A 12273-nucleotide genomic window follows, 5' to 3' on the forward strand; every position below is an offset into this window, starting at 1 on the left:
ACACCGGGCGCGTGTGCTGGAAAGATCGGACGCATGGCTGCCGACTCGATCCTGCTCGCGGGCCGACCGTTCCCCCTCGGGGCGCACCCCGAGGCCGGAGGTGTGCGCTTCGCGGTCTCGGCGCCGCCCGCGCACGCCGTGGAAGTGTGCCTGATCAGCGAAGACGGCACGGAGGAGCGGGTCGAGCTGACCGAGCGCACGTTCGGCGTCTGGCACGGGCTGATCTCCGGCGTCACGCCCGGCCAGCGCTACGGCTACCGCGTCCACGGCCCGTACGACCCGTCGCGGGGGCTGCGGTGCAACCCGGCGAAGCTGTTGGTCGACCCGTATGCGACGCGGATCACGGGGACGTTGTCCGACCTCGACGCGGCGCTGGGCTACGTGGGCGACCCGATGCTCGGCGGGCCGTCCCCGGTCGACTCCCTGGGCAGCGTGCCGCTGTCGGTGGTCACCTCGCCCGGCGGGCCGGACACGGGCGTGAAGCCCGAGGTGCCGTTCGAGGAGGCGGTGATCTACGAGCTGCACGTGCGCGGGTTCACCCGGCAGCACCCGGCCGTGCCCGAGCACCAGCGCGGCACGTACCTGGGGCTCGCGCACCCGGCCGTGCTGGAGCACCTCACCCGGTTGGGCGTGACGACGGTGGAGCTGCTGCCCGTGCACGCGTTCGTGGACGAGCCGTCGTTGATCCGCGACGGCAGGCACAACTACTGGGGCTACTCGCCGCTGAGCTACTTCGCGCCGCACCCCGCCTACGCCAGCGAGCCGGGCCGGGAGGTGGAGGAGTTCCGCACGATGGTGGCCGCGCTGCACAACGCCGACATCGAAGTGATCATCGACGTGGTGTTCAACCACACGTGCGAGGGCGGGCCGGAGGGCCCCACGCTGTCGTACCGGGGCTTCGACGCACCCGGCTACTACCTGCACATCGACGGCGGCGGCACGCTCGACATCACCGGCTGCGGCAACACCACCGAGGCCGGGTCGCCGCAGTTCGTGCGGCTGGTCACCGACTCGCTGCGGTACTGGGCCACCGAGATGGGCGTGGACGGGTTCCGGTTCGACCTGGCCTCCACGCTGGGCAGGCCGGGCGGCGGCCGGTTCGACCGGGCGTCGGCGATGCTGACCGCGATCACGCAGGACCCGGTGCTGTCGCGGTGCAAGCTGATCGCCGAGCCGTGGGACGCCACCGGCGACGGCTACCGGGTCGGCGACTTCGGCGTGCAGTGGGCCGAGTGGAACGGCCGCTACCGCGACACCGTGCGCGACTACTGGCGCGGCATGACCAGCGTGCGCGACCTGGCCTACCGGCTGTCGGGGTCGTCCGACCTGTACGCCGACGACCTGCGGCGACCGTGGCAGTCGATCAACTTCGTCACCGCGCACGACGGGTTCACGCTGCGCGACCTCGTGTCGTACAACGAGAAGCACAACCTCGCCAACGGCGAGGACAACCGTGACGGCACCAACGACAACCGGTCGTGGAACTGCGGCGTCGAGGGCGAGACCGACGACCCGGAGGTGCTGGAGCTGCGCGCCCGGCAGGCGCGCAACCTGTTCGCCACCCTGATGCTGTCCACGGGCACGCCGATGGTCACCGCGGGCGACGAGCAGTGGCGCACGCAGGGCGGCAACAACAACGCCTACTGCCTGGACGACGAGACCTCGTGGGTGGACTGGAAGCTCGGCGACGAGGGTGAGGCGATGCTGGCGTTCGCCCGCCGGGTGATCGCGGTGCGCCGCGCGTCGCCCGCGTTGCGGCAGCCGCAGTTCTTCGACGGCCGCACCACCGCGTCCGGCGCGCCCGACCTGGTGTGGTTCCGGCCCGACGGCGAGGAGATGGCCGAGACGGACTGGTTCGACGAGGGCCGCCGGTTCCTGGGCATGTGGATCGACGGGTCGAACAGCCTGTCCCGCTCGCGTGACGGCGAGCTGGTGTCCGACGACTCGTGGCTGCTGCTCGTGCACGCGGGGGCGGACCCGATCGAGGTCACCCTCCCGGGGCCGGAGTACGGCGGGCGCTACGAGCCGACGATCGACTCCACCACCGCCGACGGCTCGCCCGCGGTCGGGGAGAGCCTGGCGGCGGGCGAGACCGTCGTGCTGGAAGGCCGCTCGCTGCTGCTGCTCCGGGTACCGAACTGAGGTTGTGTCGGGGCCCGACTGCCTCCGGGCCCGACGCAATCCTGCCTGGTGAGAGCCCCGCACGCGGGTCGTGGATCCGTGGCACGATGCGGGCGTGGCCCGTCCGTTGCTGACCTGGTGCGACCGCACGATCGACCTCCTGCTGGTGGCGTCGTGCGGGTGTAGCCGGACGCGACGCGGCCGGTCCCGCCGCACGGGCTGACCCCGCGTCGCGTCTGATCGCTACCCCGCCCGATCCCGTAGCCATCAGGAGCGACCGAAGTGACCGCGACGATCGCGCGCGCCGACCTGCACCCGAAGCTGGACGTGCCGTTCCTGCGCGACATCATCCACCCGGACCGCGAGCTGTGGACGCCGCGCGAGCTGCGCGAACTGACCTCCACCGTGGCCGCCGAGCTGACCACCCCGTTGCTGGAGATCCTCCGGTACGACCCCGACCAGCGCTGGTGGGCGCGGCTCGGGCTGACCGAGGGCGTCGAGCTGTGGTTGCTGAGCTGGCTGCCCGGCCAGGGCACCGAGCCGCACGACCACGGCGGCGCGGCCGGCTCGTTCACCGTGCTGACGGGTGAGCTGGCCGAGGACTACCGCTACCCCGGTGGGCCGATCCGCAGCGCGGCGCGGCCCGTGGGCAGCGTCCTCGGGTTCGGCGCCGGGCGTGCGCACCAGGTGGTGAACCGCGGCGAGGTGGGTGCGGCGAGCGTGCACGCCTACTCGCCGCCGTTGGTGCCGACGCGGGAGTACCCGAGCCTCGCCGACATCCCGCACGAGATCCCGCCGTTGCCCGCCCTGCGGCTGCCGTTGGAGCAGCTGCGCGTTCTGGCCGACCAGGAGGGCCCGTGAGTGCCGAGCAGTTGCTGGAGGAAGCGCGGCGGTCGTTGAGCCGGGTGTCGCCGCAGGAGCTGGCCGGGTTGTCGGACGTGCTGGTGGTCGACATCCGGCCGCACCACAACCGTGCCGCGGAGGGTGAGATCCCCGGCTCGATCCCGGTGGAGCGGATCGTGCTGGAGTGGCGGCTGGACCCGAACGGCGAGCACCGCATCCCCGGGTTCACCGCCGACACCACCGTGGTCGTGCTGTGCAACGAGGGTTACGCGTCCAGCCTGGCCGCCCGCGACCTGCAACGGGTGGGCCTGCCGCGGGCGACGGACCTGGTCGGCGGCTTCCGCGGCTACGCCGCCGCCGGCCTGCCCGTGCGGCCCGGTGCCACCCAGGCCGTGACCTGAACGTCGAACTCGGGGTACCTGAACGTAGGACACACGCGTTCCGAACGTAGGACTCGCGCGAGAGTCCTACGTTCAGGCCGCGAGAGTCCTACGTTCAGGACCGGTGAGTTCGACGTTGGGAACCGGGCGGCCGGCGGTAGCGTCTCCAGGTCCGTGTGGAAAGTGCTGACCGGGCTGGCCCTGGTCGTCCTCGTGGTCTGGCGGCCGGGTGTCGCGACGTTCGGCGGTGCGGTGTTCGGCACGTGGGCCGTGCACGCCGTGCTGCAACTCGGGTTGCTGGTCGGCGCGCTGGTGTTCCGGGTGCGGGTGTCGCTGGTCGAGATCGGCGTCGGCGGCGAGGTGCGCACGTGGACCAAGCCGCACCTGCGGGTGGTGTGGCGGACGGTCCCGCTGCTGATCTCGCTCGGCCTCACGTCGATCAAGGCCCCGGTGCGCCGTCGGCTCGCGCTCACCGGCTTCACTTCGGTGGCGCTGTGCGCGGCGGTCGTGGCGGCGGTCTGGTCGGGCGCGCTGCTCTGGTCGGACGCCGACCGGCCGTTCCTGCGCGGTGTCGCCGTCGCGGGCACGGCGGTGCTGCTCAACGGCCTGTGGCCGCGACGCGGCGCGGGCACGACCTCGCCGGGCTGGTTCCTGTTCACCCTGCCCCGCCTGTCCGGCCGCACGGCGGCCGAGTACGAGGCGACCCCGCTGGTCAACGAGGTGTCCGACGCGCTCGCCGTGGGCGACCTCGACCGGGCCGAGGCGATCGCCGACGAGCTGGTCGAACGCCACCCCACGCTGCTGGTCGCGGTCGGCGCGCGGACCTCCGTGCTGACCCTGCGCGCCAAGTACGCCGAAGCGCTGCACGCGGTCAGCGGCCTGATGGGCCGCACGGACCTGGAACCGCGGGACATGGCGTTCGTGCTGGCCGCGATGGCCAGCTCCACCGCCAACGCGGTCGAGGGCGGCCAACTGCCCGCCGACGTCGGCGTGCCCGCGGCCAGGCGGGCGACGGACGGCGCGATCCAGTTCGGCTACCCGCGCTACCGCTGCACGGGCACGCTGGCGCAACTGGCCCTGATCGAGGACGACCACGCCACCGCGCTCGCCCTGGCCAGGCAGGCGAAGGCGACCAGCGAGAGCGGGCTGGCCCGCGCCGACGCCCTGGCCACGATCGCCCGCGCGCAGATGGCCGCCGGTGACAACGCGGCGGCCCGCGCGACCCTGGTCGAGGCGCGGGAACTCGCGGGCTGGATGCCCCGGGTCGCGGAAACCACGGCCCGGCTCACCATTTCCTGACCCGCGCCGGAATTACGCCGGCGGGTTCGGCAGAGTCGGCATTCCGCCGGGCGGCGCGGGCAGGCCGCACGTCGACACGGTGTCGTTCACCGTCTTCAACCAGTTCTGCACTTCGCCGCGCAGCTTCCCCGCGTCGGGCGCGACCGCACCGGGCACGATCTTGCTCAGCACGCTGAACAGCCCGGCGAACGTCGCCATGGACCGGGACAGGCACAGCTCGGGCCCCCGCGGCTCGACGTCCGGCGACCGGACCTCCGCGGGCGCGCTCATCGGGGGCGTGGGCAGGCACTTCGCCGCCGTCAGCCCCACCAGCACCCGCAGCGAATCACCCAGCGGCACGACGGCCTTGTCGGGTGTGGGCGGCTTCGCGGCCAACGGCTCGACGGCCGCCTTCAGCGTCGTCGCGAGCTGGTCCACCAGCCCCGCGCACGCGGCCGGGGGTTCCGCCTGCCGCTGCGCCGACGCGGCCGGGATCACGGCCACGGCGAGCACCACGGCGAGCACCGAGCCGAACGTCACGAATGTCCTCACGCCGAAAGCGTAAGCGCGGAAACGCCGCTCTCTCACGGCGAACAACGCCAGTTCACCCGACCGAAGAAACCGTGTGCGAAAGCGTGAAAATCCGGGAATCAGATGACCGCCGGTCACGCCGACGGTCATCTGATCGAGCGGTGTCAGCCCGCCAGCACGACCCGGCCGAGTTCCGCGGGTGAGGCCAGCAGGTCGTGCCGCGGCAGCACGCGCACGGTGTACCCGACCGCGCCCGCGTGCGGCAACGGCACCTCGACCTCGTAGTTGCCGTTGCCCGCGTAACGCATCGGGTGCGTCACCACGTCGTACAGCTCGTCGGAGTCTCCGACCCGGCCCAGCGCCACCTGCACGTCCACTTCGGACGGCTCCAGCCCGGCCAGCTCGATCCGCGCCCGCACGCCCACCGACGCGCCGAGCTTCGGCGTGGCCGAACCGTCCGTCGACAGCTCCGAGTCCAGCACCCGCACCCGCGTCCACGACGACCTCAGCCGCTGCCGGTACGCGGCCAGTTCCTTCGCGCCCCGGAAGCCCTCGCCGACCACCGAGGCGGCCGACGACGCGGCGGGCGCGTACAGCCGCTCCACGTACTCGCGCACCATCCGCGACGCCTGCACGGCGGGGCCGAGCGACGCCAGCGTGTGCCGCACCATGGCCAGCCACCGGGTCGGCACGCCGTCCTCACCGCGGTCGTAGAACAGCGGCGCGACCTGGCTGCCGAGCAGGTCGTACAGCGCGGCGGCCTCCAGGTCGTCGCGCCGGGTCGGGTCGGTGACGCCGTCGGCGGTCGGGATGGCCCAGCCGTTGCTGCCGTCGTACAGCTCGTCCCACCAGCCGTCGCGGATCGACAGGTTCAGCCCGCCGTTGAGCGCGGACTTCATGCCGGACGTGCCGCACGCCTCCAGCGGCCGCATCGGGTTGTTCAGCCACACGTCGCAGCCCCAGTACAGGTACCGGGCCATGGACATGTCGTAGTCGGGCAGGAACACGATCCGGTGCCGCACGCCCGCGTCGTCGGCGAACCGCACGATCTGCTGGATCAACGCCTTGCCGCCGTCGTCGGCCGGGTGCGACTTGCCCGCCACCACGAGCTGCACCGGCCGTTCGGGGTGCAGCAGCAGCGCCCGCAACCGGTCCGCGTCGCGCAGCATCAGCGTCAGCCGCTTGTAGGTCGGCACGCGGCGGGCGAAGCCGACGGTCAGCACGTCCGGGTCGAACACCGAGTCGGTCCAGCCCAGCTCCAACGCCGACGCGCCGCGTTGCAGCCAGGAGGCGCGCGTGCGGCGGCGCACCTCGTGCACGAGCTTGGCGCGCAGGTCGTTGCGCAGCTCCCACAGCCGCTGGTCGGTGACCGGCTCGAAGCCGTGCGGGCCCACGCCGCTGTCCTCGGTGTCGCCGACCAGGCGGCTCATCTCGGTGGCCGCCCACGTGGGGCCGTGCACGCCGTTGGTGACCGAGCCGATCGGCACCTCCGAGGCGTCGAAGCCCGGCCACAGGCCGCGGAACATGTCGCGGCTGACGGTGCCGTGCAGCTTGGAGACGCCGTTGGCGCGCTGCGCGAGCCGCAGGCCCATGTGCGCCATGTTGAACAGGCCGGGGTTCTCCTCGGCGCCCAGCGCGAGGATGCGCTGGGTGTTCACGCCCGGCAGCAGGGTCTCCGCGCCGAAGTAGTGCTGCACGAGGTCGACCGGGAACCGGTCGATGCCCGCCGGCACCGGCGTGTGCGTGGTGAACACGGTGCCCGCGCGGACCGCCGCCAGCGCCTGGTCGAAGTCCAGGCCCTCGCCGGTGACGAGCTCGCGGATGCGCTCCAGGCCGAGGAAGCCCGCGTGGCCCTCGTTGGTGTGGAACACCTCGGGCGCGGGGTGGCCGGTCAGCTCGCAGTAGGTGCGCACGGCGCGGACGCCGCCGACGCCGGCCAGGATCTCCTGCCGGATGCGGTGGTCCTGGTCGCCGCCGTAGAGGCGGTCGGTGACGCCGCGCAGGTCGTCGTCGTTCTCCTCCACGTCGGAGTCCAGCAGCAGCAGCGGGATGCGGCCCACCTGGGCCTTCCACACCTTGGCGCGCAGCACCCGGTCGCCGGGCATGGCCACGTGCACCAGGATCGGCGCGCCGGACGGCTCGGTGAGCAGCTCCAACGGCAGCCCGCGCGGGTCGAGCACCGGGTAGTGCTCGATCTGCCAGCCGTCCAGCGACAGGGCCTGGCGGAAGTAGCCCGACCGGTACAGCAGGCCGACCGCGATCAGCGGCACGCCCAGGTCGGACGCGGCCTTGAGGTGGTCGCCCGCCAGCACGCCCAGGCCGCCGGAGTAGTTCGGGAGGGCTTCGGTGACGCCGAACTCCATCGAGAAGTAGGCGATCGCGCGCGGCAGGGGGTGCGCGTCGTGGTGGCCGTGCTCGCGGCGCTGCGCGATCTCGTCCTGGCGGCGCTGGAACCAGCGCGGTCCGGTGGTGTAGCGGTGCAGGTCGTCGGCCAGGGCGCGGGCGTGGGCGAGGAACTGCTCGTCGCGGGAGAGCTCTTCGAGGCGTTCGGGGGCGACCACGGACAGCAGGCGCAACGGGTCGCCGCTCTCGGCCCACGACTCGGGGTCGACCGACGCGAACAGGTCCTGGGTGGGCTGGTGCCACGTCCAGCGCAGGTTCGTGGCGAGGGTGCCCAGTGCCGTCAACGGCTCGGGCAGACTGGCTCGGACGGTGAACCGGCGAAGTGCTCGCATGGCGTCGGACCTTATCCCCCAACCAGCGGCACAGGACAACGGTCACCCGAACCGATGCAGGGACCGATACAGTCCCACCAGCGCAAACGGCGCGCTGCAAGTTATTTCGCCCACTTTGCGCAAGCGTGGAAACGCGGCGGCGGCGGTCGGTTCGCCATTGCTCCGAATGGCGGCTCGGGCGGCGTCCGGTCCCGCCGGCGGCCGGCCGTGCGCGCGGCCCCGTGACCCGGTGGCGTCGAGGTGATCGTCGTCCCGATCGTGTGATCAGGTTTCGCCCGATCGAGGGCGGCGTGGCAGCGGCCCCGACACGGGATTGTGATCTTCCATGACGAGAAGAACGACATCGCCAAGTGTGCAATCCAACCAGAAGGGGTAGGAACAGCAGGTACGGGTCCCGGTGACGGCTCGTCCGATCGCTGCGGGCAGACTTGCACGCGCAAGCGTCATACCAGGTGAGAGAGGCGCTGCCGATGAGCGGACGACTCGGAATCGACGAGGTCTCCCCGACCGTGAGCGGCGGTCGCTACCCGGCGAAAGCCGTGGTCGGCGAGCACGTCCCGGTCGAGGCCACGGTGTGGCGCGAGGGCCACGACGCCGTGGCCGCCACGGTGGCGTGGCGGGGGCCGAACGACCGGGTCGCCAGACAGACGCGGATGGTGCCCCAGGGCGTCGGCCTGGACCGCTGGGCCGCCACGATCGTGCCGGACGCCGAAGGCGCCTGGACGTTCCGCGTGGACGCCTGGAGCGACCCGTGGTCGACCTGGTTGCACGCCGTCGAGGTCAAGATCGCCGCCGGGCAGAGCGCGCACGAGCTGGAGAACGATTTGGAGACCGGCGCGCGGCTGCTCGACCGCGTCAGCAGGCGGCCGGACCGGCGCAAGGAGAAGCCGCTGCTGCTCAACGCGGCCATCGCGTTGCGCGACGAGCACCGCCCCCTGGCCGAGCGGGTCGCGCCCGCCCTGGCGGCCGACGTGCGCCAGGTCATGCACGACCACCCGGTCCGCGAGCTGGTCACCAAGGGCAAGCCGCAGAAGGTGTGGGTCGACCGCAAGCGGGCGGCGTTCGGGTCCTGGTACGAGTTCTTCCCCCGCAGCACGGGCGGCGTGGACGAGTCGGGCGTCCCGGTGCACGGCACGTTCGTCACCGCCGCCAAGGAGCTGGACCGCATCGCGGCCATGGGCTTCGACGTCGCCTACCTGCCCCCGATCCACCCGATCGGCCGGGTCAACCGCAAGGGCCCGAACAACTCGCTGCACGCCACCGAGGACGACCCGGGCTCGACCTGGGCCATCGGCGCGGACGAGGGCGGGCACGACGCGATCCACCCGCAGCTGGGCACCATCGAGGACTTCGACGCGTTCGTGGCCCGCGCCCGCGAGCTGAACATCGAGGTGGCGCTGGACCTGGCGCTGCAGTGCGCCCCCGACCACCCGTGGGTGCTGAAGAACCCGGAGTGGTTCACCACCCGCCCGGACGGCTCGATCGCCTACGCGGAGAACCCGCCCAAGAAGTACCAGGACATCTACCCGGTCAACTTCGACAACGACCCGCAGGGCATCTACAACGAGGTGCTGCGGGTCGTGCTGCACTGGGTGGACCACGGGGTGCGCATCTTCCGGGTCGACAACCCGCACACCAAGCCGCCGGACTTCTGGGCGTGGCTGATCTGGGCGGTCAAGGACCGGCACCCGGACGTGCTGTTCCTGTCCGAGGCGTTCACCCGCCCGGCCCGCCTGTACGGCCTGGCCAAGCTCGGCTTCACGCAGAGCTACACCTACTTCACCTGGCGCACGACCAAGGAGGAGCTGACCGAGTTCGGCGCCGAACTGGTCGAGCACTGGGACGAAGCGCGGCCCAACCTGTTCGTCAACACCCCGGACATCCTGCACGAGTCGCTGCAACACGGCGGCCCGGGCATGTTCGCGCTGCGCGCGGCGCTGGCGGCGACGATGGCGCCGACCTGGGGTGTGTACTCGGGCTACGAGCTGTTCGAGCACGAGGCCGTCCGACCGGGCAGCGAGGAGTACCTGAACTCGGAGAAGTACCAGCTCCGCCCCCGCGACTACGCGGCGGCGGTGGCCGAGGGACGGTCGCTGGAACCGTGGTTGCGCAAGCTGAACGCGATCCGCCGGGCTCACCCGGCGTTGCAGCAGATGCGAACACTGCGGTTCCACCACGTCGACAACCCGGCGCTGATCGCCTACTCCAAGCAGGACCCGGGCAGCGGCGACACGGTCGTCGTCGTGGTCAACCTGGATCCGCACAACGCGCAGGACGGCACCGTCTGGCTGGACCTGCCCGCGCTCGGCGTCGACTGGCACGAGCGGCTGATCGCGCACGACGAGGTGTCCGGGGAGACCTGGGACTGGGGCCAGGCCAACTACGTCCGCCTGGAACCCTGGCGCGCCCCGGCGCACATCGTGGGCGTGCAGCGCAGGTTCTCCTGAGGCGCGGCTCGAACAGCTAGCGAAAAAACCAGCCCGGTCCCCGAAACCTGAGTCCCCGTGCCCGCCGAAGGACACGAGGGACGATCGAACGCACCCCCAATGAGGTGGGACGAGGTGGAGCACACATGCAAGAAGAGGCCCGACCCGACGCCGCGCTGGTAGGCCTGGAGAACGTGCCGCACACCGGCGAGGCCATCGGCGCCGACGGCCTGCTGGTGGAGCCGCAGGCCGAGGACTTCCGGTCGGCCAAGCTCGTGCCGCGCGACCCGAACTGGTTCAAGGGCGCGGTGTTCTACGAGGTGCTCGTCCGCGCGTTCAGCGACTCCAACGGCGACGGCACCGGTGACCTGCGGGGCCTCGCGTCCCGGTTGGACTACCTGGAGTGGCTCGGCGTCGACTGCCTGTGGCTGCCGCCGTTCTACGCCTCGCCGCTGCGCGACGGCGGGTACGACATCTCCGACTTCCGCGCGGTGCTGCCCGAGTTCGGCTCGGTCGAGGACTTCGTCTACCTGCTGGACGAGGCGCACCGCCGGGGCATCCGGGTGATCACCGACCTGGTGCTCAACCACACCAGCGACGCCCACCCGTGGTTCCAGCAGTCGCGCACCGACCCGGACGGCCCGTACGGCGACTACTACGTGTGGAGCGACGACGACTCCAAGTACGCCGACGCGCGGATCATATTCGTCGACACCGAGTCGTCGAACTGGACCTACGACCCGGTGCGCGGCCAGTTCTACTGGCACCGGTTCTTCTCCCACCAGCCGGACCTGAACTACGAGAACCCGCACGTCCAGGAGGCCATGCTGGACACGCTGCGGTTCTGGCTCGACCTGGGCATCGACGGGTTCCGGCTCGACGCCGTGCCGTACCTGTTCGAGCAGGAGGGCACCAACTGCGAGAACCTGCCGCGCACGCACGACTTCCTCAAGCGCTGCCGCAAGGTCGTGGACGACGAGTACCCGGGCCGGGTGCTGCTCGCCGAGGCCAACCAGTGGCCGTCGGACGTGGTCGAGTACTTCGGCGACCCCGATGTCGGCGGCGACGAGTGCCACATGGCGTTCCACTTCCCGCTGATGCCGCGCATCTTCATGGCGGTGCGGCGCGAGTCGCGGTTCCCGATCTCGGAGATCCTGGCGCAGACGCCGGAGATCCCGTCGGGCGCGCAGTGGGGCATCTTCCTGCGCAACCACGACGAGTTGACGCTGGAGATGGTCACCGACGAAGAACGCGACTACATGTACGCGGAGTACGCCAAGGACCCGCGGATGAAGGCCAACATCGGCATCAGACGGCGGCTGGCCCCGTTGCTGGAGAACGACCGCAACCAGCAGGAGCTGTTCACCGCGATGCTGCTGTCGCTGCCCGGCTCGCCCGTCCTGTACTACGGCGACGAGATCGGCATGGGCGACAACATCTGGCTGGGCGACCGTGACGCGGTGCGCACGCCCATGCAGTGGACCCCGGACCGCAACGCCGGGTTCTCCAGCTGCGACCCCGGCCGGATCTACCTGCCGGTGATCATGGACCCGGTGTACGGCTACCAGGGCCTCAACGTCGAGGCGCAGCTGAACAACCAGTCGTCGCTGCTGCACTGGACCCGGCGGATGATCGAGGTCCGCAAGCAGCACCACGCGTTCGCCGAGGGCGACTTCACCGACCTCGGTGGGTCGAACCCCAGCGTGCTGGCCTACCGGCGGCGGTGGCTGCGGCCCGACGGCCACGAGGACGTCGTGCTGTGCGTGAACAACCTGTCGCGGTTCCCGCAGCCGGTCGAGCTCGACCTGTCGGAGCACCGCGGCAGCAGGCCGGTGGAGCTGACCGGCGGCGTGGTCTTCCCCACCGTGGGCGAACTGCCCTACCTGCTGACCCTGCCCGGTCACGGCTTCTACTGGTTCCAGCTCGTGGAAGCCGGCGACGACAGCGAGCCGAGGTGAT

At 71.5% G+C, this 12273-nt stretch carries 8 protein-coding genes; 6 read left to right on the forward strand and 2 right to left on the reverse strand.

Features of this window, described 5'->3' with window-relative positions:
• Window positions 1–33 precede the first annotated feature (33 nt).
• The 4 genes from glgX to LZG04_RS38245 all read left to right on the forward strand — a co-directional run bounded on the left by glgX (window position 34) and on the right by LZG04_RS38245 (window position 4643).
• Window positions 34–2142 (forward strand): glycogen debranching protein GlgX, encoded by a 2109-nt coding sequence (glgX, locus tag LZG04_RS38230; RefSeq protein ID WP_233826598.1) that lies wholly within the window; start codon window positions 34–36, stop codon window positions 2140–2142.
• A gap of 261 nt (window positions 2143–2403) precedes the next feature.
• Window positions 2404–2982 (forward strand): cysteine dioxygenase family protein, encoded by a 579-nt coding sequence (locus LZG04_RS38235; RefSeq protein ID WP_233826600.1) that lies wholly within the window; start codon window positions 2404–2406, stop codon window positions 2980–2982.
• The gene (locus LZG04_RS38240) at window positions 2979–3365 is read left to right on the forward strand and encodes a rhodanese-like domain-containing protein (RefSeq protein ID WP_233826602.1); all 387 of its coding nucleotides are present in this window, start codon (window positions 2979–2981) and stop codon (window positions 3363–3365) included. Before LZG04_RS38235 ends, LZG04_RS38240 begins: the two co-directional genes overlap by 4 nt.
• A 153-nt stretch (window positions 3366–3518) precedes the next feature.
• Window positions 3519–4643, forward strand: coding sequence for a hypothetical protein (locus tag LZG04_RS38245; RefSeq protein ID WP_233826604.1), 1125 nt, complete (start codon window positions 3519–3521; stop codon window positions 4641–4643).
• 12 nt (window positions 4644–4655) lie between these two features.
• On the opposite strand, the gene LZG04_RS38250 is transcribed toward LZG04_RS38245, so the two are convergent.
• Together LZG04_RS38250 and glgP are read right to left on the reverse strand one after the other, a co-directional pair.
• Window positions 4656–5174, reverse strand: coding sequence for a hypothetical protein (locus tag LZG04_RS38250; RefSeq protein WP_233826606.1), 519 nt, complete (start codon window positions 5172–5174; stop codon window positions 4656–4658).
• A gap of 143 nt (window positions 5175–5317) precedes the next feature.
• On the reverse strand, window positions 5318–7888 hold the full coding sequence (gene glgP / locus LZG04_RS38255; RefSeq protein ID WP_233826608.1) for an alpha-glucan family phosphorylase: 2571 nt from the start codon (window positions 7886–7888) through the stop codon (window positions 5318–5320).
• A 470-nt stretch (window positions 7889–8358) separates the two neighbouring features.
• On the opposite strand from glgP, the gene LZG04_RS38260 reads away from it, so the two are divergent.
• Together LZG04_RS38260 and treS are read left to right on the forward strand one after the other, a co-directional pair.
• Window positions 8359–10335, forward strand: coding sequence for an alpha-1,4-glucan--maltose-1-phosphate maltosyltransferase (locus tag LZG04_RS38260; protein ID WP_233826610.1), 1977 nt, complete (start codon window positions 8359–8361; stop codon window positions 10333–10335).
• Window positions 10336–10460: 125 nt separating this feature from the next.
• On the forward strand, window positions 10461–12272 hold the full coding sequence (gene treS, locus LZG04_RS38265) for a maltose alpha-D-glucosyltransferase (RefSeq protein ID WP_233826612.1): 1812 nt from the start codon (window positions 10461–10463) through the stop codon (window positions 12270–12272).
• The last annotated feature ends 1 nt before the right edge of the window (window position 12273 follow it).

It is taken from the genome of Saccharothrix sp. S26, from assembly GCF_021390395.1.
Lineage (GTDB): Bacteria > Actinomycetota > Actinomycetes > Mycobacteriales > Pseudonocardiaceae > Actinosynnema.

Coding starts and splice junctions, on each gene's coding strand:
- LZG04_RS38260 (WP_233826610.1), top strand. CDS start 8,359: ATGAGCGGACGACTCGGAATCGACGAGGTCTCCCCGACCGTGAGCGGC.
- glgX (WP_233826598.1), top strand. CDS start 34: ATGGCTGCCGACTCGATCCTGCTCGCGGGCCGACCGTTCCCCCTCGGG.
- glgP (WP_233826608.1), bottom strand. CDS start 7,888: ATGCGAGCACTTCGCCGGTTCACCGTCCGAGCCAGTCTGCCCGAGCCG.
- treS (WP_233826612.1), top strand. CDS start 10,461: ATGCAAGAAGAGGCCCGACCCGACGCCGCGCTGGTAGGCCTGGAGAAC.